The sequence below is a fragment of the Parabacteroides sp. AF14-59 genome, assembly GCF_003479515.1.
Taxonomy (GTDB): Bacteria; Bacteroidota; Bacteroidia; order Bacteroidales; family Tannerellaceae; genus Parabacteroides; species Parabacteroides faecis.
In genome coordinates, this window is record NZ_QUHH01000004.1 from 193,408 (window position 1) to 215,126 (window position 21,719).

A 21,719-nucleotide genomic window follows, 5' to 3' on the forward strand; every position below is an offset into this window, starting at 1 on the left:
TGCCAATATGCTAATAGAGATAGCAATAGATTCAGTATTTATCAGAGTTGAGCTATCCCCTTATCAATGTGACTTTGCCATTACAGGTTCATTTGCCGTCTGCTTCAGCTGACGGATTAGTAAATGATCTATCTCTTTGGACTTTAGTCCCATTTTAAACACACTCTCTATATTAAAAGAAATGTGGCTAAAGCCAAAAAGAGAAACAACTTGTAAACCGTCAGCTGAAGCAGACGGCAAATGAACCTGTAACTAAGCATGTCTTATTTATGACTGGTGGTTTATGCTCGAATAAGCTCAAATCTTTTTAAATCGAAAAGAAATGAAATTTATATCTAAACTAATTATTTGGGGAGGTATTTTACTGCTTCCCTGGAATACGTATGCTCAGTTTGCCAAAGGACTGAGTTACCGGGCAGAGACCGGGATCAGCTTTAGCGGAGGGAAACATACACCTTTCTGGCTGGTGGCTAACAAACAAGGACTTTCATCGATCGAAAAGAATAACGGTTATCTGCGTGCCGGGATTTTCCGGGAGATGGAAGAGGATAAACGCTTTTCGTATGCTTTCGGGGCGGATCTGGCTGTAGCCTATAGTTTTACGTCGACATTCATTGTCCAGCAATTATATGCCGATTTGAAATATCGTTGCCTGAGACTGAGTATCGGCAGCAAGGAACGGTATAGTGAATTTAATAATCCGCTTTTAAGTAGCGGGGGATTGACGTTTTCGGGGAATGCCCGACCGATTCCGCAAGTGCGTATCGGTATTCCGGAATATACCGTTGTGCCGGGGACAAAAGGGTGGCTGGCCTTCAAAGGGCATATTGCTTACGGTATGTTTACGGACGATGGCTGGCAGAAGGATTTCGTGGCTCCGGGGAATACATATACGGAACATGTGCTTTATCATTCCAAAGATTTGTATGTGAAGGTAGGTAACCGGGAGAAGTTTCCACTGATCTTTGAAGGAGGACTGGAGATGGCAGCACAGTTCGGAGGGAATGCGTTTAGAGGAAATGAGAAGATCGATATGCCGAATGGGATCAAGGATTTCTTTAAAGTATTTATTCCGAGCGGAGGAAGTAGTGAAACTCCGATGGGAGAGCAAACCAACATTTACGGGAATCATTTGGGAAGCTGGAATTTTTCACTCACCTGGTACGCTCCGCAGGATTGGACGGTTCGTCCTTATTATGAGCATTATTTTGAAGACCACTCGCAGATGTTCGGTGAGTATGGCTGGAAGGACTGCCTGGCAGGGATAGAGATAACATTTCCCCAAAATCCCGTCATTAGTCGTTTTGTGTATGAATATCTGTCGACAAAAGATCAGACGGGGCCTGTTTATTGGGACCATACGCCGGAGATACCGGAACAGGTGAGTGGGGCGGATAATTATTATAATCATGGTATTTATACCGGTTGGCAGCACTGGGGGATGGGGATCGGAAATCCTTTGGTGATGTCTCCTGTCTATGATACTGACGGTGATATCAGTTTTAAAAGTTCACGTATGCAGGGACATCATTTCGGGGTGATGGGGAATCCGGTTAGCGACTTACAGTATCGTATTCTTCTGTCGGTTACTCGTAACTGGGGAACATATGGTATGCCTTTTTATGAGATCAAAAAGAACGGGAATGCGTTGATTGAATTACAATATACACCGCATCAACTGAAAGGCTGGAGCTTTACAGCGTCGTTGGGTATGGACCGGGGTGCGATGTTGGGGGAAAGTGCCGGAGGAATGCTAACAATCAGAAAAACAGGATGGATACGATGAAAAGATATATGATAGCAATATTGCTGATGTTGATAGTCGGCGCTTGTGGTAAAATGCCGATCAATGGGGATCTGGATGGCCGTTGGCAGATCATGAAGATAGAATATGCTTCCGGAGAGGAAGAAACACCGGAACGGGCATATTATAGTGTGTCGTTGCATACGATCAATCTGATGCAAGTCGGTGTGACAAGTCAGACAGGAAATATGGAATATACCGGGGATTCATTGTTCGTCGAAATGCCCATCAGTAAAATTGAAAATCTATTGCCTTTCGGCATGAACGGAACGGAGCAACGTTTCGGGGTAAAAGAATTAACCTCTAAACAGTTGGTTTTGCAATCGGATTATGCCCGGTTGGAGTTCAGAAAGTTTTGAAAACAACAAAAACAAATAACAATATGAATACCGTAATCAGAAATGTTTTATTAGGGGGATTGGTGTGGTTGGCTGTACCATTGGCGGCACAGGTACCCCAGGAGTTGATAGACAAGGCGAAAGCCTCGGGTATGACGGACGATCAGATCCGTCAGGAGATAAATAAACGGATGGGGCAGTCTGGTGCTGAACAGAGTAGCCGTACGGCATCGGATGCTGTGGTTACCGATCGTACGGTTATGGCTCCGGAAGGTAAGGAAATACCTCCTTTGGAGATCCAGCGGGAAGCCAATCGTCCGGCAGGAGATTTAAGCGGAACGGTGTTCGGGCGTGAAATATTTTCGAACAAGAACCTGTCTTTCGAACCGGATTTGAATGTACCGACTCCCAAAGGGTATATTCTGTCTGCCGGAGATGAGTTGCTGATCAATGTATGGGGCGATTCCGAATTGAACCTGAAACTGAAGATTTCCCCCGAAGGGACGATCCTGATCCCTAACCTGGGACCTGTCTCTATCAGCGGATTGACGATCGGTGCAGCCGAGAACCGTATCCGCCAGGAGTTGGGACGGATCATGTCGACCTTGTCCGGAGATACGGACGGGGCCAATACGTTTGTATCGGTCAGTTTGGGCCAGATACGCAGCATCAAAGTGAACATAGTGGGAGAGGTGGTTGCTCCGGGAACCTATACGCTTCCATCTTTTGCGACCTTATTCAATGCGTTGTATGCTGCCGGAGGGGTGAATGAGATCGGTTCGCTTCGCGGAATCAAAGTATACCGGAATAGTAAGGAAGTCGCCTGTCTGGATGTGTATGATTATCTGCTTAATGGCAAATACGATACGAATATCCGTCTGGAAGAGAACGATATGGTGATCGTTTCCCCTTACGATCAGTTGGCGGTCGTGCGGGGGAAGGTGAAGCGTAACCGTATTTTTGAGTTGAAGAAGGGGGAAACGTTGTCCCGGCTATTGAATATGGCAGGCGGTTTCACAGGAGATGCCTATACGAAAGATGTCCGTGTAAAGCGTAAGGCGGGTAGCCGTTACCAGATCGCCACTGTTACAGCGGATAAATATCCCACTTTTGCGATGATGGACGGCGATTCTTTGTTGGTGGATTCCGTGATTCCTTTCTATGAAAATCGCCTGATAGTGACAGGTGCAGTCTGGCGTCCGGGAGAATACGAATTAAATGCGAACGTGCATACAGTAAAAGAATTGATTGACCAGGCAGCCGGTCTGAAAGGAGATGAGTTTACCGGCCGTGCCCAGATCATCCGGTTGAATCCGGATTTCACAACGACTGTTATAGCCGTCGATATCCGCAGTATCCTCAATGGAACCTCTCCGGATATGGAACTCAAGCCGGAAGACCAACTGAATATCCCCTCTCTGTTTGACCTTCGCGAACCTTATACGATCAAAGTGAGCGGAGCAGTCAATTATACGGACACGGTTCTTCCTTACCGGAATAATCTGACGGTGGAAGATGCTATTATGATGGCAGGAGGGTTGAAGGAATCGGCAGCGACTGTTAATGTGGAAGTTGCCCGCCGGATAAAAGATGCGAAGACTCACGAGAATACGAACCGTACGGCCGAGGTCTTCAATTTTGAATTGAACGACAATCTGGGGTTGATATCTATAGATGGAAAGAAGAGTGATACAATTTTTACGTTGGAGCCGTTTGATGAAGTTTATGTGCGTTTCTCTCCGGGATATCAGGAACAACAGGTGGTAAAGGTCGATGGTGAAATCACTTTCTCCGGCGATTATGTGTTGGCGGAAAAGAATTCCCGTCTGAGTGATATCATTGCTAAAGCCGGAGGGATAACTCCGGATGCTTATGTAAAAGGAGCGAGCTTGAAACGTCGGTTGACAGAGGATGAAATGCGCCGCCTTGAAACCTTGCTACAATTGAGTTCCAATAAACAAAGCCGTGACTCGGTTGCCTTGTCTCTGGAAAATATTAAAGACTATTCAGTCGGTATCGATCTGGAAAAGGCCTTGGCTAGTCCGGGAAGTGCCCATGACGTTGTGCTTCGTGATGGGGATGCACTTTATATCCCGCAGTTACAAAGTACGGTTAAGATAAACGGTGCTGTCACTTACCCGAACAGTGTCACTTATACAAAGGGTATGTCAGTAGGGAAATGCCTGTCTCAGGCAGGAGGATATAATGATATTGCCCGTAAATATCCGATCGTGATCTATATGAACGGGAAGGTGGCGACAACCAAAAGATGTTTTATCTTCTTCAAACGTTATCCGAAGGTAGAGCCGGGGTGTGAGATCGTTGTCCCGACCAAGACACAACGCGATCGGAAGACAAGCCTGGCGGAAGTATTGAGTATTGCCAGTTCAACGACTTCAATGGCTGCAATGGTAACATCCATTATAAATACTCTCAAGTAATTTTCAATTTTCAATTATCAATTAGAAAGATGTCTATGGTTCAAAATAATGTTCCTGATGTAGAAAACGATGCTCAGGAGATCGATTTGGTAGAGTTGGCAAAACGGTTATGGGGTGAACGCCGGTTTCTTTTGAAATGTGGCGGTATAGCTGTTGTTGTCGGTTTGGTGGTGGCTTTCAGTATTCCAAAAGAATATAGTACGACTGTAAAACTGGCCCCCGAGACTTCCGACCCATCCAAGAAGATGGGAAACCTGGGAGGATTGGCTGCGATGGCTGGGATCAATTTGAATACATCTTCCGGAGCGGATGCCATCTCTCCGGATTTGTATCCGGATGTGGTCGGCAGTGTTCCTTTTTTGCTGGAATTGTTTCCGGTACAGGTGACGGATGAGGATGCGACACTTTCTACTTCTTTTTACGAATATATGGATGAACATCAGAAAAGTGCATGGTGGAGTTCTGTTTTGCGGGCTCCGTTCAAACTGCTGGGTGTAGTGAAAGACATGTTCTCCAAAGAGAAAGAAAAAGATAGTAATGAGTTATCCTCTTTTCTGTTGACTCAAGAGCAATCGGATGTCATTGAGGATTTGCAGGAACGTATATCGGTGTCCGTTGATAAAAAAACGTTGGTTATAACCGTATCCGTTCAGATGCAGGATCCTTTGATATCGGCTAACGTTACGCAGGTCGTTTTGAATAACCTTCAGAACTATATCACCAGTTACCGTACGCAGAAAGCCAAACAGGATTTGGAGTTTACAGAGAAGGTATTCGGTGAGGCACGCGAATCTTACTATAAAGCACAACGTGCATATGCAGCTTTTGAAGATGCCAATAAAAATATCATTTCCGCCAGTTACCGGACAGAACAGGAACGACTGAAGAATGAAATGACACTGACCTTCAATGTTTACAACACATTAGCCCAGAAGCTGGAACAGGATAAACTCCGTGTTCAGGAGCAAACGCCGGTTTATACCGTCATACAGCCTGCCACTGTCCCGCTGAAAGCATCATCCCCAAAGAAACCGTTGATATTGATCGGCTTTGTGTTCTTAGCCATATTCGGAGCAGTAGGATATTTATTCATCAAAGACCTCTTTAAAGTTGACAGTTGACAAGTGACAGTTGACAGTTCTTATCAGAATTGAATGTAGTGTCGTTGGTAAGGGCGGTTCGCGAACCGCCCTTACAGGTTCATTTGCCGTCAGTTTTAACTGACGGTTTACAAGTTGCTTCTCCTTATTGGCTTCAGCCACATTTCTCTGAAACTGTTTAAATGGGACTAAAGTCCAAATAGATAGAGCATTTACTAATCCGTCGGTTAAAACCGACGGCAAATGGACCTGTAACTATACCAGCCCTATTGATGACTGATGGTTTATAGCTGAATAACTCACTTCTTTCTAAATTGGCACATGGACATATTGCTACATTGGCTCAAATCTTTCTATGCTCGAGTGCGAAGCCTAACTGTTAACTGTCACTTGTCAACTGTCAACTAAAAAATGTTTCACATTTTTATGTCCCTTCGCGATCTTTACCATTCTTATAATTATTTTGTAACCGAAGAGTCCGGCTGTTTGCTGGTTGGGTTCAGGGAAGATTCCGTTACTTTCATTGTGAAAGAAATATGGAATAAGGGGCCTGTCGGTTTGACGGAAGTGGACCGGTTGTATACTGAAATGCAACAGGTAGGGGAAATGTGCGGCTGTAACCAGTTTCGTATCCTGGCTCATGGAGGGTATTTGCCGGAAGCTCTTTCTTTTGAGCTGCACGGACTGACAGTATCGGATGAGAGCTATTTGGAAAGCCTTGCCGGTGGAAAGCATGTCGAACTGTTTTCACATAATGAAGCTGCTTACCGGGCAATTGAAGAAGGGTTTAAAACGAACCGTATCGGAGCTGTCGTACAGGCAACCGGAACGGGAAAATCTTACCTGATTGCCAGATATATCGTGAATCACGCGGCAGACGATATATTGGTTGTAGCTCCCAACGTGACGATCATCGACGAGATCAAAAAAGCAATCGGCAGGACGATGCCACAGGTTACCTACCGGACTTTTCAGGCACTGGTCCTGAATCGGGAGAATGCCGGAAAACTCAAGGCGGATCATATCATTATCGACGAGTTTCATCATTTCGGGGCGGAAGTATGGGGTAAAGCCGTACAGGAGGTGATCGATCTTAATCCCGATGCCCGTGTACTGGGAATGTCGGCTACTCCGATACGTCCCGAAGAGATGCTCGACACCGTGGAGGTCTATTTTAAAGGTAACCTGTTTCATGAGTTATCCCTCTCGATGGCCTGGTATTATAAGATACTTCCTGTCCCAGTCCTGGTACAGAGTGTGTTCGACCTGAATAACCAGTTGGATAAGGTGCAACGGATATTGAACAGGAGTGACTGTACTTCTGAAAGACGGAAACGTATTCAGGATAAGATAGATTTTGCCCGGTTGGATTTTCGCGGATCGTTGAGTGCTTCGGAACTGATCCGGCGGTATCTGCCGAAAGAGGTAAAGAAGATGCTGGTCTTTTGTAAAGATAAGGAGGATCTTCGGAATATGATCCCGGAAGTGTCCCGTTGGCTCGGACAGGCCGGATTTGAAACGGAGACATTTGAGATCCATAACGGATTGAGTAGCCGGGAGAATGAAAAGACACTGCGGGGTTTCCGCCGGGAAACGGGAAAACTACATGTCCTTTTTTCCATCAACATGCTGATCGAAGGACTGCATGTGGAAGGGGTGGATGCCGCCATGTTCCTGCGCCGGACAGAATCGTATGTGGTTGCCTTGCAGCAGCTGGGCCGTTGTCTGAAAGCCGGGTCGGACCGTCATCCGGTGGTACTCGATTTTGTGAATAACCTTTCCGGGCGTTCGGTTTATGAGGCCATGTCGAGGGAACTGGCCTATCATCCGGCCATCCGTGCCCCGAAGAGTTTTAAAGGCTTTGTGGAGTTTCAGGTGACCGGATTCCTTTCCGATATCCGTGCCCGGGTGGATGATATGCTGTCGGAGCTGGATGCCTGGCCGGTGATGTATGAACGGCTGGTCGAATATAAGGAACAGGAAGGCCGCTGGCCGCTGGTAGCTGAAGGGAAGCTGGGTAACTGGTGCAACACACAACGGATTGCCCGGAAGAAAGGGACGCTGTCGGACAATTATATCTCACATCTGGACTGGATCGGTTTTGAGTGGGAAGTGCAGGACAGCCGTTGGATGAATTGCTTTGAAGAACTGAAAGCATTTATGGCATCGGAACACCGTTGTCCCAAACGTGGCGAACACAATCTGAATACCTGGTGCAACACGCAACGGCAGGCATGGAAAAAAGGACTTTTGTCGGACGAAAGAACCCGGTTGCTCGACTCGATCGGTTTCAGGTGGGAGCAGGATCTGGATTCACTCTGGACGGAGAACTGGCAGCAGGTGCTTGCTTACTACAAGAAATATGAACGCTGGCCCAAAAGCAGGGAAGGGCGTTTGGGGGCGTGGTGTAATACGCAACGCAAAGCCCGTAAACAGGGATTGCTGTCTGCGGTTCGTATCGCCCAAATGGATGCGGAAGGTTTTATCTGGACAGTAGATGAAAAATGGCAGGAGAATTATGAGATGCTTAAACGTTTTTATGCGGATAATAAACGTTGGCCAACTGCCCGTGAAAACAAACTGGGCAGTTGGTGTTTTGTACAACGAAGAAGCCGGAAGAAAGGCGAGCTTTCTCCCGAACGTAAGGAACAGCTTGAACGAATCGGCTTTCCCTGGAGCCTAAAGTGATCTGCTTAACCTGTTATGCGTTGATCCCTTTATAATGTAGAGGCAGTGTAAACCAGAAAGTAGAACCTTCACCTTTCACCGAATCCACCCCGATAGTACCTCCCAGATATTCGATGATCGTCTTGCTGATCGTCAATCCGAGGCCTGTGCCCTGATGGAAATCGTTGATTTTGATGAAACGTTCGAATACACGCGGCCTGTTCTCTTCCGAAATACCGATCCCGGTATCTTTGACACTGACTTTCAGTGTATCCTCTGCCGTCTCGTAATAAATAGTGATACTGCCTTCTTCGGTAAATTTGATTGCATTGTTGAGGAAGTTCGTAACTACCTGCGTAATTCGTTGCGGGTCTGTCCGGACAATGACCTGGGGCGAATTTCTGTCATAGAGAAGTTTTACCCCCGGTTTTACTTTCAATGTGCCTCCCATGTAGACCTCCGTACACAGATCCCTGATGCTGACATCTTCGATATTGTATTTCAGCATACCCGACTCTATTTTTGAAAAGTCCAGAATATCCCCGATCAGGTTCAGCAGCAGATCATTGTTTTTATGGATAATATCCAGGTAAGTAGCCTGTTCCTCCGGGTCGTCCGCCTCCGCTACCAGGTCGGAGAAGCCGACGATCGCATTCAACGGAGTGCGTATTTCATGGCTCATGTTTGCTAGGAAAGCCGACTTCAATTTGTCTGCCTCCTTCACTTTCAGCAGTTCCAGCTCTATCTCGCGTTGATCTGTAATATTGGATGTATAGCTGATTATCTTGCTGGGCTTCCCGTCTTCGGTATATCTGTAAGCACGGACATTCGAGTTAAGCCAGTATACTTTACCGTCGAATATCCTGCGGTATACCGACACATATTTATCGATCTCTCCGGTGAGGAGACGTTTAAACTGACGGTTGTAAACTTTGTACTGGTCATCCGGATGCAAAGTCTCTATGAAGTCAGCCATACAACCGAATCTGTCCTGTTTCAGGTAAGTCAGGAAGAGGCTGTTTTCCACGTCGTCATTCAGGCTGAAATCCACCGACAGACTATCTGTTGCGATATCATATTCCCAGATAACCGATTCGCCGGTATCGACGGCCGCTTTCAGTTTGGTCAGGTTATATTGTATTTCTTCGGTCTTATGGTAACTTTCGGTATCGTCAAAAACGATATAGAAGAAACCGAGTTGTTGTCCCTGCGTATCTTTCAAAACGACACCTTTCACCCTTAAATGTTTGATCTGGTCGGTTACGGTGCTGGAATAATATCCTTTTTCCGCTACTTTTTTGAAGTTATATTTCAAAAGGAACTCAACGTCTTCTCCGTTTTTAAGCTTTACGTTGGCCCAATCCGGGATATTGGGATTTTCAAAGGCATTCAATCCGATCGCCTCTTCACGTGTAGTCCCGAATATTTCCAGGTCGGCATTATTGATATCCAGTAGAATACCTTTTTCATCATACAGTTCGACCCCCCATGGGAGTTTGTCGAAAATGATCTGGAACTTGGCTTCACTTCTCAACACTTGTTTCATAGAGTGTTCCATCATTCCTTGCGCCATCTCGCGCTCGATGGCGATAGATATGATATCGGTAAGCATCCGCAGGTTCTCTACATCCAACGCACTCCAGTTACGTCGTTTTTTTACTGAATCCAGTCCGATAAAGCCATTGATGTCCCCTTCGAAGAAGATAGGGATCACAAGCAATGATTTCACTTCCTGGAGCATTAATATCTTCTGTTCGGCGATAGCCTCTTCCGGCATCCGGGTAACGTCGTCGATGACAATATCTTTCCTGTCGTTGATCGTTTTTATCCACCAGGGAAAATCTTTCTTGGGCATGCCTACCAACAGATCTTCACGCATGGAAATAACACCTTGTCCGGTTACTTCATGCGTGAAGTCGAAAGTTGGTTTATCATCTTCGTAATTTCCGATATATACTCTGTCTACATCAAAAAATTTCAAGACGATCAGGAGTGACTGGTCAATGACATCTTTTTGTCCGGACTTCATTAATAATGACAAAACATCCGAGAAGGTTTTCCTCAATGCTATTGCATTGTTCAGAATACGATTTCTATATGCTTTTTCATCAGTAACGGAGGAGCCTTTTGCTTCTAATCTCTCGATTTCGCGGATCAGGTCTTCTCTCGAATAATTAGCATATACGCTGCTCATTTAGGTATATCAAGTTTATATGTTCGTGTATAAGGAACAAATGTACATATAATAATTGATTTTCAAATGATGTTCAACGTTTTCATGCTAATTATATTTTGTTTCTTACAATTTCGGCAATTCCCAGGGTGCCCGGTAATAGGCCTTCGATAAGGCAGTCGCTTCATTATCACCGATAAACACGCTGTTGGTGTCATCCCATCGTACTTCGCGTTGCAGGCGGCAGGATATATTCGCCAGGTGCGACATCTTGGCTACCCGTGCGCCGATGGCAATGTCGGCATGAGGCAATTCCCGACTCTTGATGCAACTCAGGAAGTTCCCGACATGATTATACAATCCTTTCCCTTCCCCTTTTTTGAACGGTACAGCTTCCATACGCGCTTCTTTTCCGGCAATGACAGGGAGGACTTCCCAACCGGCACGGGTAAGTACTAATGTGCCGTTTTCACCGAAGAATGCCAGTCCTTCTTTCTTATCGAACGGGCCGTGGTTGATTCCGCAGGCATGATCCCAGATGATATTGAAATCCTTGTAAGCATAAGTAGCCATCAATGTATCGGGTGTTTCCATCGCATCGTCGGGATAAGCGAACTTGCCGCCTCCGGAACAAACGCGGCTGGGCAGGTCGGCGTTCATGCCTTCCAAAGCATAATCGAGCAGGTGAACACCCCAGTCGGACATCAGTCCTCCGGCATAGTCCCAGAAGAAACGGAAGTTGTAATGGAAACGGTAGATGTTGAACGGACGTTTCGGGGCCGGACCCAGCCACATGTCGTAATCCACTCCGGCAGGAACGGGGCTGTCGGCAACAACCGGCAAGGTTGGTTTTCCATCCTGGTAAGCCCAGACTTTTACCGTGCGGATGCGTCCTATATTTCCGGCTTTCAGGAAATTAGCAGCTTCGTCCCAGTGCGGGTCGCTGCGCTGCCATTGTCCTACCTGGACCACCCGGTTGTATTTGCGGGCCGCCTTTTCCATCAGGTTGCATTCTTCGATCGTGTTGGAAAGCGGTTTTTCCACATAAACGTCTTTCCCTGCCTGGCAGGCATAGATGGTCGGCAGGCAATGCCAATGGTCGGGAGTTCCGATAATGACTGCATCTATGTCCTTATTGTCGATCACCTTACGCCAGTCCTTGTAGAGGTGGGGGACCTTCTTCCCGGTACTTTTTTCCACATCAGCAGCTCGTTTGTTCAGCCATTCGTCGTCGATATCGCAGAGAGCTACGCACTCCACTTCGGGATACTTCAGGAAATTACTCAGATTGGAGAATCCCATCGAACGGCATCCTATCAGGGCTACCTTCACTTTGTTGCTTGGAGCAGTCTGTCCGAAAATCGCTCCGTGTGCACTGCCGAATAACGGCGAAAGACCAAGTCCGGCAGCTGATAATGCGGACTTTTGCAAAAAATTTCTTCTATTCATGGTATTTAAATTATGTGTTCGCAAACAGTTTTGCAATTATACGAAAAATAGTCCTATATTTGTGCCCTTAATCAAAAAAAGATAATGACACCTCCTTTAAATACAACCAATTGGAATGTACTATACACTGCCCCCCGGGCAGAAAAACAGGTAAAAGAACGCATTGAAGCCCTTGGGGTTGAATGTTTTTTACCTTTGCATCGAACGCCACGTGTCTGGTCCGACCGCGTAAAAATCGTCGAAGTTCCTTTATTCACTTCCTATATTTTTGTCCGTTGTCCGGATGATGTATTGCGCGACCTGCTTCGTGTATACGGCGTTATCCGTATTGTTTTTTATAATAAGAAACCGGCTATAGTCCGTCAGAAAGAGATAGATGCCATTCAGGAGTTTCTAGACCAGGCTGCCGAACATGCTCTTTGTCCGGGAGAGGAAGTGGAGATATTGGCGGGAGCCATGAAACATGTTTCCGGTAAGGTCAAGAAGATAAAGAAGAATCATTTGCTGCTTTACCTCGAACAGCTGGGTGCAACTGTTTGCGTGAAGATGGATGATGTGGCGCGGGTGAATCGTCTTAAATAACTATTTTATATTTCCTGGAAGAGTGAAAAGTTTACAATTTACCCATCACTCTATGTATCAGTGGCTTTTTATTTTAGCTCGTGGTATTGGTCAAGTGATGTTTCAGAATAATGTGTTTTCCGGTTTATTGATGTTGATCGGGATATTATGTAATTCATGGCTATTGGCATTATTGGCTGTAGCTGGGAACTTTATCAGTACGTTGACTGCCTGGTTATCCGGATATGACAGGCAGGAGATCGAGGATGGTTTATATGGATTTAACGGAACTTTGGTGGCTATTGCCATAGGGGTATTTATGCCGGTTTCGGTTAGCTCTATGTTGCTATTGTTGGTTGGCTCTGCGTTATCCACATGGATAGCTCATTATTTTAATCGATGGAATAAAATACCGGGATTTACTGCTCCTTTCATTTTTACTGTCTGGCTGATATTGGGCGGATGTATTTATTTGTTTCCCTCATTATTACTCCCTTCTGTAAAGGCAGATACGGAATCATTTATTGATTTTTTTCGTGCTTTCAGTTTGAATATCGGACAGGTGATGTTTCAGGGAGGGACGGTCTTATCGGGATTGTTTTTTCTGATAGCTATATGTGTTAATTCGCGCCGGGATGCTTTGTATACGGTCTGGGGTGCTTTATTGCCGATATTTATTATTCTGCCATTCTGGACGGATTATGCGGTGCTGAATACCGGATTATTGGGGTATAATGGTGTATTGTGTGGGATTGCGCTTGGGAGAAACAACTGGCAGAGTGCAGGTTGGGCTACTATTGCGATCATATTTTCCGTATTATTGCAGATTGCCGGTATGAAGATTGGCTTGACAACATTAACAGCCCCTTTTGTCCTTTCTGTATGGATTGTATTAGGAATGAAATATTTGTGGAAAACTTATACAAAATAAAAATGGCATCGCTTTCACAAGTAATGCCATTCGGACATTTTCCTTTATAAACAGTAAAATAATAATTCTCTATAGTTATTTACGATACAAACTAATATTTCAATACAAATGTATATATTTTGAAAATACACAGATCAAATATATGTGGATAATGGATGTTTGGTATGACTTTAGAGAAATTTGGTACTTAATATAATGTCGTTGCCCGGAAAGTGTCTGTAGTGGTTAATGTGGTAAAATTGGTGTACCTTCGGGATGAAGGTGTTACGGAATCGTTTGGTGAATGGCCTATTTTGATTACTTTTGTATGATTTATTATTCAATAGAGTAGAGAATTATGTGTGCATTATTTTCCTCGTTTTTTTCTCAGAAAAAAGATATATGGCCCGGTATGACGGATGTTCATTCTCATTTGTTGCCGGGAGTGGATGATGGGTTTTCCTCTTTGGAAGATAGTAGGGAAATGCTTGCTTTTCTGCAGGAACTCGGTGTGAAACGTATGTTTCTGACTCCTCATATTATGGCTGATCTGGCGAAAAACAGGGCTGTGACTTTGAAAGAACATTTCGGGACTTTCAGAGAAAGTTGTGAAGGCATAAGTGTAGATATGCGTCTGGCGGCCGAGTATATGCTGGATGAATGTTTTTATGAGCGGATGGAGGAGGGGCTGTTGTCGTATGACGGAGAACATGTCCTTGTGGAAGTCTCTTGCCTGCAGGCTCCGGGTGATTTGTTTGAAAAGTTGTATGCTATTCAGTTGAATGGGTTTATCCCGGTGATGGCACATCCGGAACGGTATCCTTTCTGGGATATAAGCGGGCTGATGAAGCTGAAGGAACATGGCTGTAAATTCCAGTTGAACCTGTTTTCGTTAGCCGGATTTTATGGTACGTTACCTCATAAGACCTCCTTGTCGTTATTGAAAAAAGGATATTATGATTTTGCCGGAACTGATATTCATTCGCTGAACTACCGTCGTGGTTATGACACTCTTTCACTGAAAAAAGACCAATACGAAGCGGTTGAAAAGTTGCTGCATGGGAATGAGACATTGTGGAAGCAATGACTGATGATTACATCAACGTGCTATAAATATACTCCATATCCACATGCTCCCTGACCAGTTCCGCTAATTTATCATATTGCTCTTCCTTGAATGCTGCATAATCGAACGGAGCCGAATCGGTTTCTTTGTTGAAACCTTCGGCTAGGTTGTCGAGCACCTCCGGGTTGTCGAGGATACCGTGCATGTAGCTTCCCCAACAACGGGCATTCAGGTAATAACCGTCTTTTCTTCCGTCTTCAAGCAAGGCTACCGGACTTTCAGGGGCATTACCCAGGAGAGTTGTCTGTCCCATATGTATCTCATATCCTTTACAAGCCATTTGTGAACCGGAGCGGAACGTGAAACGGCTTTGCTTCGTTATCTTTTCCTGTTCGATAACAGTACATTGGGGGAGCAGTCCCAATCCCGGTACGGCAGGCAGGTTCCCTTCTATCCCTTCCGGATCTTCCAGGCGGGCACCCATCATCTGATAACCACCACAGATACCGATCACTTTTTTCCCTTTCTTGGCTGCACGTACAACGGCATCGGCTATGCCGTTGGCACGGATGCTTTGCAGGTCGGCAAGTGTATTTTTAGAGCCTGGCAACAGGATGATATCAGCTTTCTCTATTTCGTCTATATTACTTGTGTAGTAAGGATTGAAGCGTGGGTCCATGTCCAGTACGTCGAAATCTGTAAAGTTCGACATGCGTTTCAGCAGGATAATGGCGACATTGATCTTTCCATCCTGCCAGGTATTCGTTTTCATATCCAGCGCGACCGAATCTTCTTCTTCTATCTTGATATCGCGGAACCAGGGGATAACACCTACGACAGGTATTCCTGTCAATTCTTTCAATATTGTCCTGCCTTCCTCGAACAGCGATGCGTCTCCACGGAATTTATTGATGATGACCCCTTTCATCTGTGCCCGTTCCTCGGGTTTGAGCAGGGCGATCGTGCCGTAAACGGAACCGAATACGCCACCCCGGTCGATGTCGGCAACCAGATAGGTGGAGGCATCTGCCTGTATCGCCATCCGCATGTTGGTGATATCACGGTCGCGGAGATTCAGTTCGGAGATGCTGCCTGCCCCTTCCAATACGATCGGGTTATAGCGTGCTTCCAGACGTTTGAATGCTTCGATAGCCTCTCTGAAAAGGGCTTCTTTCTGATTCTGGACACCAAAATAGTCTTTGGCGGACATGTTGCCGACCGGACGGCCGTTCAAGACCACCTGCGAACTTTTGTCATTGGTCGGTTTCAGCAAAACCGGGTTCATATCCGTATGCGGGGCAATGCCGCATGCCTCCGCCTGTACTACCTGGGCACGACCCATTTCGCCCCCTTCTGGGGTGGAGAAAGAGTTCAAAGACATATTCTGCGCCTTGAATGGGGCAGGTTGATATCCGTCTTGCTTAAAGATACGGCAGAAGGCTGCGTTGATCACACTCTTTCCTGCATCGGAACAAGTGCCAACGAACATGATCGGTTTCAAGTGCTGTTTCATAATGGCTGCAAAACTAATGAAAAGTTACGTGATCTTTTTTTTATTTGTATAAAATAATCGAAATATCAGGTATTTGTATAAATTTGCATATGATAGGCTAATCTAATATATGGAAAATAACATTGTCGTGGATCCTGAGTTTAAAGAATGGGTACGAAATTTAAAAGTACAGATCAGGCAAGCGCAAATTAAAGCAGCTGTGAGGGTTAATAGTGAATTATTACACCTTTACTGGAGTTTGGGGAGCGAAATAACATTACGTTATGAATTTGCTGCTTATGGAAGTGGTTTCTTCAATACGCTTAGTCGTGAATTATTATCGGAATTTCCCAATATGAAAGGCTTTTCAGTTACGAATTTAAAATATATTCGTCGCTGGTATATGTTTTATAATCAGGATACGGTAAATCGTCCACAACTTGTGGACGATTTTGGAGATATTTTTTTCTCAGTGCCTTGGGGACATCATCGTAATATAATAGAGAAGTGTGATAATTTGCAGAAAGCTCTCTTTTATATTCGTAAGACAGTTGAAAATAATTGGAGTCGTGCTGTATTATTAAACTTTCTCGATACGGATTTATATGAACGTCAGGGAAAATCTGTAAATAATTTCAGTAGGTTCTTACCTGTACCTCAAAGTGATTTAGCAGAACAAACCATCAAAGATCCTTATAACTTCGATTTTCTGATGTTAACGGATAATTATCGTGAACAGGAATTGGAAGATGCTTTGACTACTAATATGACAAAATTCTTATTGGAATTGGGGCAGGGGTTTGCTTATGTGGGAAGACAAGTCCCATTAGAGGTAGGAGACGATACTTATTTTGCAGATTTATTGTTTTATCATTTGGAACTGCGTTGTTATGTGGTGGTAGAATTAAAAGTCAGTAAATTTCAACCTGCATTTGTAGGGCAATTGGGTATGTATGTAAGTGCTATCAATCATTTAAAGAAAAAGGAGACAGATGGTCCGACTATAGGATTGATTATCTGTAAGACAAAAAATGATGTTACGGCTCAATATGCTTTAGAAGGTAGTAGTCAGCCTATAGGAATTTCAGAATATCAGCTTGAAGCATTGACTCTTGAAGACTTTAAGAGTCAATTACCTTCAATAGAAGAAATTGAAGCTTTATTGAAAGAGGTAAACGATTAATAATTATACGATTTAAATAAAATACCATGGAAAAACAGAAACAGAGCCAGCGGCTTCAGTCGCTGGACGCTTTACGGGGATTTGATATGTTCTTTATTATGGGAGGTGGTGCGCTGTTCGTTGCGCTGGCAACATGGATACCTACTCCTTTCTTTCAATCGATAGCGGATCAGATGAGCCATGCCAAATGGGGGGCGGGGTTTACGTTCGAGGATATTATCTTTCCGTTGTTTTTGTTTATTGCCGGTATTTCTTTTCCTTTTTCGCTGGAGAAACAGCGGGAGCGGGGAATGTCGGAGGCGGCTATCTATAAGAAGATCATTCGGCGTGGTATTACACTTGTGGTACTCGGATTCGTATATAACGGATTGCTCAATCTGAATTTTGAAACGCAACGGTATGCCAGCGTACTGGCCCGTATCGGTCTGGGATGGATGTTCGGTGCATTGATCTTTGTAAATACACGGACAATCACACGGGTGTGGATCGTGGCGGCCATCCTGATAGGGTACTGGTTGTTGCTGTTCATTCCGGCACCCGACGGGAATGGGGCGGAGTTGTTTACACGTGAAGGAAATCTGGCTTGTTATATCGACCGCCTGCTGTTGCCGGGGCGTTTGCATGGAGGAAATTATGACCCGGAAGGCCTTCTGTCTACCTTACCGGCTGTCGGTACTGCTTTGCTGGGCATGTTTACCGGCGAATTCGTCAAACTCAGGAAAGAAGGGTTGAGCGAAACGAAAAAGGTGGTGTATATGTTAGTGGCAGGCTGCTGCCTGTTGATAGTCGGATTGTTGTGGGGATTTTTCTTTCCGATCAATAAATATTTATGGACCAGTTCGTTCGTTTGTACGGTGGGCGGTATCTCTGCTTTGTTGTTCGCCACCTTCTATTATATTGTCGATGTGAAAGAGTGCCGGGGATGGACACTTTTCTTTACGGTGATCGGGACGAACTCGATCACAATTTATCTGGCACAGGTATTTATCAACTTTACCTTTACTGCGAATGCAATTTTCGGAGGCTTTATCGGTTTGTTCCCTGAAACAGTCCAGCCTTTGCTGGGAGCGATGGCTTATATCGCCGTCTGCTGGGGATTCTTGTATTTCCTTTACCGTCAACGCATCTTCTTAAAAGTCTAAAATAATTACAAATGGAAAAAACTACTTACAAGCGATTGGAGTCGCTTGATGCTTTACGCGGATTTGACCTTTTCTTTCTGGTCGCTTTGGGACCGCTCGCCCATTCGTTGGCGAGGGCCGCTGATGTGGGATGGTTGAACGATTGTATGTGGGCATTCGACCATGTACACTGGGAAGGTTTCTCTCCCTGGGATCTGATCATGCCGTTGTTCCTGTTTATGTCGGGGGCATCGATGCCTTTTGCCCTGTCACGTTTTAAAGGTGTTTCCGATAAAAAAGGACTTTTCCGGCGCCTGGGAAAACGTATCCTGTTGCTCTGGATATTCGGTATGATGTGCCAGGGGAATCTGCTGGGACTCGATCCGGATCGTATCTATCTATATTCAAATACATTGCAGTCGATTGCAGCCGGTTATCTGATCACGGCCGTGTTGTTCCTTTATACCAGCCGGCGGACCCAGATCGGGGTGGCAGTAGCTTTGCTGCTTGTCTATTGGGCGGCGATGCAGTTTATCACGGTCGGTAGTTATGGCGGAGGCAACTATACGCCCGAAGGGAACCTGGCGGAATGGATAGACCGTGCCGTGCTGGGGCGTTTCCGCGATGGAGCGAAAGTGGTGGACGGTGAAATTGTTTTTGCACCGTGGTATCATTATACATGGATTTTGAGTACCCTGAACTTTGGAGTGACGGTGTTGACAGGTTTGTTTGCCGGTTACATAGCCAAGGATAAAACGAGCGATATTTATAAACTGAAATGGTATTTCGGTGCAGGTGCCGTAATGGTTGCTGCCGGATGGTTATGGGGATTGCAGATGCCGGTGATCAAAACGATCTGGACCAGCTCGATGGTGTTGGTAAGTAGCGGCTATTGCTTCTTGCTGATGGGGTTGTTCTATTATCTGATAGACTATAAAGGATATAATAAGAATATCACCTGGCTGAAGGTGTACGGAATGAATTCGATCTTGGCTTATATGCTGGCAAATGTCATTAATTTCAGCTGTCTGGGACAGTCCTTATTTTATGGCTTCGAACAATATCTGGGCAATTATTATTCCTTTTTGATCAGCTTGTCAAACGTATCAGTTATTTATGTAATTTTGTGGCTGCTATATAAACGTAATATATTTCTTAAAGTATAGAAAACACAAAATTAGGGAAAAGAGAAATGGAATCAATCAGACAGATATACCGGATTGGACACGGTCCGTCGAGTAGTCATACGATGGGGCCGATGCGTGCTGCACAGATGTTTCTGGAACGTAACAGAGGAGCCGTACGTTTTAACGTAACATTGTATGGTAGCCTTGCTGCTACAGGGAAAGGTCACATGACCGATGCCGCCATCCTGGAAGTGTTGCAACCGGTTGCCAAAACGAATATTACCTGGGAACCAAAAATATTCCTGCCGTTCCATCCGAACGGTATGTTGTTCGAATCGTTCAACGAGAAAGACGAAGAACTGGAATCATGGACAGTCTACAGTATCGGTGGCGGAACACTGGCGAATGAAAGTTTTAACGAGCTGAAGACGGCTCAGGTCTACGAGATGAGTACCATCAAGGATATACAGGCCTGGTGTGAAAAGACCGGACATTCTTACTGGGAATATGTGGAACAATGTGAGGGCCCTGAAATATGGGATTACCTGGCAGAAGTATGGGATGTGATGCAAAAGGCTGTGCAGAATGGTCTGGAAGCGGAAGGTATCCTGCCGGGTGGCCTGGGAATACGCCGGAAAGCGTCTGATTATCTGATACGTGCCAAAGGATACGGCAGCAGTATTAAGAGTCGTGGCATGGTTTATGCTTTTGCTCTGGCTGTTTCCGAAGAAAACGCTTGTGGGGGTAAGATCGTGACGGCTCCGACCTGTGGTTCCTGCGGGGTGATGCCTGCTGTATTATATCATCTGAAAGATACCCGCGAGTTCCGTGACTCCCGTATCCTGCGTGCATTGGCGACAGCGGGGTTGTTCGGCAATGTGGTACGTACGAATGCCTCCGTATCCGGGGCGGAGGTAGGTTGCCAGGGTGAAGTCGGAGTCGCTTGTGCGATGGCTGCCGGAGCTGCCAGCCAGTTGTTCGGCGGAACGCCTGCCCAGATCGAGTATGCTGCCGAAATGGGGTTAGAGCATCACCTGGGGTTGACCTGTGATCCGGTTTGCGGACTGGTGCAGATCCCGTGTATCGAACGTAATGCTTTTGCTGCGGCGCGTGCATTGGATGCGAATACATTCTCAAACTTCTCGGATGGAAAGCACCGGGTAAGTTTCGACCAGGTGGTAGAGGTGATGCGTCAGACCGGTAACGACCTGCCCAGCTTGTATAAGGAGACTTCCGAAGGCGGCCTGGCTAAAAAGTATGGCGATTAAGTGTATTAATATTAATTGTATATGAATAAAAGTTGTGTTATTGCTGTTTGTGCCGCAGCCTTGATGGCGGCTTGCGGACAACCGAAACAGCAGTCTGAAGAGGTGGCTACGAGTGGCAACCCTGTATTTGAAGGATGGTATGCAGATCCGGAAGGTATTATTTATGATGATACATACTGGATCTATCCAACCTGGAGCGATCTGTATGAGAATCAGACATTCTTCGACTGTTTCTCTTCTAAAGACCTTGTAAACTGGACGAAGCATTCTTCTATCCTGGATACGACCGAGGTGAAGTGGGCAAAGCGGGCTATGTGGGCACCGTCGGTTATCCGCAAGGATGGCAAGTATTATTTGTTCTTCGGTGCGAACGATGTGCATGAAGGGGAAATAGGTGGTATCGGTGTAGCTGTCAGCGACCGCCCTGAAGGTCCGTATAAGGATTTGTTGGGTAAGCCGTTGATCAACGAGATTGTGAACGGGGCGCAGCCTATCGATCAGTTTGTTTTCAAAGATGACGATAATCGTTATTATATGTATTACGGTGGTTGGGGACATTGTAATGTCGTACAACTGAACGACGACTTTACCGGATTGGTACCGTTTGAAGACGGGGAGGTCTATAAAGAAGTGACTCCGGCTAATTATACCGAAGGACCATTTATGTTCAGGAAGAACGGTAAATATTATTTCATGTGGAGCGAAGGTGGTTGGGGAAATCCCGACTATTCGGTTGCGTATGCCATTTCTGATTCGCCTTTCGGACCGTTTAACCGGATAGCCAAGATTCTCCAGCAGGATTCGGCGGTAGCGACCAGTGCCGGCCACCATTCTATTATGCATGTACCGAATTCGGAGGATTATTATATCGTTTACCATCGCCGTCCGCTGAACGATACGGCACGCGACCACCGTGCGACTTGTATCGACCGGATGACTTTCGATAAAGACGGATATATCAATCCGGTCAAGATGACCTTCGATGGCGTAGCGGAAAGAAAGATAAAATAGCTTTCTTC

General features: G+C 45.5%; 16 protein-coding genes. 13 read left to right on the top strand and 3 right to left on the bottom strand.

The features are described from left to right. Window positions 1-322 precede the first annotated feature (322 nt). From DWW23_RS06645 to DWW23_RS06665, 5 genes are all read left to right on the top strand, one after another. Window positions 323-1,786, top strand: a complete 1,464-nt coding sequence (locus tag DWW23_RS06645; RefSeq protein WP_122352491.1) for a capsule assembly Wzi family protein — start codon at window positions 323-325, stop codon at window positions 1,784-1,786. Next, complete coding sequence (locus DWW23_RS06650) at window positions 1,774-2,163, top strand: lipocalin-like domain-containing protein (protein WP_122352492.1); 390 nt, start codon at window positions 1,774-1,776, stop codon at window positions 2,161-2,163. The genes DWW23_RS06645 and DWW23_RS06650 overlap by 13 nt, the downstream gene beginning before the upstream one ends. Before the next feature lie 23 nt (window positions 2,164-2,186). After that, window positions 2,187-4,583, top strand: coding sequence for an SLBB domain-containing protein (locus tag DWW23_RS06655; protein WP_122352493.1), 2,397 nt, complete (start codon window positions 2,187-2,189; stop codon window positions 4,581-4,583). 35 nt (window positions 4,584-4,618) lie between these two features. Next, complete coding sequence (locus DWW23_RS06660) at window positions 4,619-5,704, top strand: Wzz/FepE/Etk N-terminal domain-containing protein (RefSeq protein ID WP_122352494.1); 1,086 nt, start codon at window positions 4,619-4,621, stop codon at window positions 5,702-5,704. 405 nt (window positions 5,705-6,109) lie between these two features. Further along, on the top strand, window positions 6,110-8,371 hold the full coding sequence (locus tag DWW23_RS06665; protein WP_122352495.1) for a Helicase associated domain protein: 2,262 nt from the start codon (window positions 6,110-6,112) through the stop codon (window positions 8,369-8,371). A gap of 13 nt (window positions 8,372-8,384) precedes the next feature. On the opposite strand, the gene DWW23_RS06670 is transcribed toward DWW23_RS06665, so the two are convergent. Both DWW23_RS06670 and DWW23_RS06675 read right to left on the bottom strand, forming a co-directional pair. Next, the gene (locus DWW23_RS06670) at window positions 8,385-10,544 is read right to left on the bottom strand and encodes an ATP-binding protein (protein WP_122352496.1); all 2,160 of its coding nucleotides are present in this window, start codon (window positions 10,542-10,544) and stop codon (window positions 8,385-8,387) included. Between the two features lie 105 nt (window positions 10,545-10,649). Continuing rightward, window positions 10,650-11,972: a Gfo/Idh/MocA family protein gene (locus DWW23_RS06675; protein ID WP_122352497.1), complete on the bottom strand. Its 1,323-nt coding sequence runs from the start codon at window positions 11,970-11,972 to the stop codon at window positions 10,650-10,652. A gap of 84 nt (window positions 11,973-12,056) precedes the next feature. On the opposite strand from DWW23_RS06675, the gene DWW23_RS06680 reads away from it, so the two are divergent. The 3 genes from DWW23_RS06680 to DWW23_RS06690 all read left to right on the top strand — a co-directional run bounded on the left by DWW23_RS06680 (window position 12,057) and on the right by DWW23_RS06690 (window position 14,530). Continuing rightward, window positions 12,057-12,554, top strand: coding sequence for a UpxY family transcription antiterminator (locus tag DWW23_RS06680; RefSeq protein ID WP_122352498.1), 498 nt, complete (start codon window positions 12,057-12,059; stop codon window positions 12,552-12,554). Window positions 12,555-12,606: 52 nt separating this feature from the next. Further along, window positions 12,607-13,464 carry an urea transporter gene (locus DWW23_RS06685; RefSeq protein WP_122352499.1) on the top strand — a complete coding sequence of 286 codons (858 nt, stop codon included), beginning with the start codon at window positions 12,607-12,609 and terminating at the stop codon, window positions 13,462-13,464. 391 nt (window positions 13,465-13,855) lie between these two features. Further along, window positions 13,856-14,530: a tyrosine-protein phosphatase gene (locus tag DWW23_RS06690; protein ID WP_233564279.1), complete on the top strand. Its 675-nt coding sequence runs from the start codon at window positions 13,856-13,858 to the stop codon at window positions 14,528-14,530. Window positions 14,531-14,537: 7 nt separating this feature from the next. On the opposite strand, the gene DWW23_RS06695 is transcribed toward DWW23_RS06690, so the two are convergent. Further along, window positions 14,538-16,022: a cobyric acid synthase gene (locus tag DWW23_RS06695; RefSeq protein WP_122352501.1), complete on the bottom strand. Its 1,485-nt coding sequence runs from the start codon at window positions 16,020-16,022 to the stop codon at window positions 14,538-14,540. 109 nt (window positions 16,023-16,131) lie between these two features. On the opposite strand from DWW23_RS06695, the gene DWW23_RS06700 reads away from it, so the two are divergent. From DWW23_RS06700 to DWW23_RS06720, 5 genes are all read left to right on the top strand, one after another. Next, window positions 16,132-17,184, top strand: coding sequence for a YhcG family protein (locus DWW23_RS06700; protein WP_122352502.1), 1,053 nt, complete (start codon window positions 16,132-16,134; stop codon window positions 17,182-17,184). A 26-nt stretch (window positions 17,185-17,210) separates the two neighbouring features. Continuing rightward, window positions 17,211-18,326, top strand: coding sequence for an acyltransferase family protein (locus DWW23_RS06705; protein ID WP_122352503.1), 1,116 nt, complete (start codon window positions 17,211-17,213; stop codon window positions 18,324-18,326). 11 nt (window positions 18,327-18,337) lie between these two features. Further along, the gene (locus DWW23_RS06710) at window positions 18,338-19,471 is read left to right on the top strand and encodes an acyltransferase family protein (protein WP_122352504.1); all 1,134 of its coding nucleotides are present in this window, start codon (window positions 18,338-18,340) and stop codon (window positions 19,469-19,471) included. A gap of 26 nt (window positions 19,472-19,497) precedes the next feature. After that, window positions 19,498-20,700, top strand: a complete 1,203-nt coding sequence (locus DWW23_RS06715) for an L-serine ammonia-lyase (protein WP_122352505.1) — start codon at window positions 19,498-19,500, stop codon at window positions 20,698-20,700. Window positions 20,701-20,763: 63 nt separating this feature from the next. After that, window positions 20,764-21,711 carry a glycoside hydrolase family 43 protein gene (locus DWW23_RS06720; RefSeq protein WP_233564282.1) on the top strand — a complete coding sequence of 316 codons (948 nt, stop codon included), beginning with the start codon at window positions 20,764-20,766 and terminating at the stop codon, window positions 21,709-21,711. Window positions 21,712-21,719: the final 8 nt, after the last annotated feature.